Genomic DNA, 310 nt, shown 5'->3' on the forward strand with positions numbered 1-310 from the left:
TAACTGAAACTAAGTAGCTACCAGTTACAATAAAGCTTTCAACCGGAGAAACATCAGCATCTGGGTCAGAGAAAGCAAGTGTACCAATAGTTGTACCTAACGCCACATTTTCGTCGATTCTGAATCGTTGATTCATATCAATCATTGGCGCATGAGCCATTGGGTCAATTTCAACATTAAGCATAACAGTCACTGCTTCAGACTCCATACCAGAATCATCTGTAATAGTAACGTCGATAGCTAGAGTTGGCGTTGCATAATGATTTAAGCTACCAGTGACAACTAGTTCACCCATTTCATTCACTTCAAT

At 39.7% G+C, this 310-nt stretch carries 1 protein-coding gene; it reads right to left on the minus strand.

Translation table 11 applies throughout. The features are described from left to right. Positions 1 to 295 (minus strand): hypothetical protein (locus ACO0K4_RS19680; protein ID WP_422958351.1); only part of this gene is annotated, 295 nt, incomplete at its 3' end. Positions 296 to 310 lie beyond the last annotated feature (15 nt).

The organism is Undibacterium sp. RuTC16W, from assembly GCF_049339445.1.
In the GTDB taxonomy this organism is placed as follows: Bacteria; Pseudomonadota; Gammaproteobacteria; order Burkholderiales; family Burkholderiaceae_D; genus Undibacterium.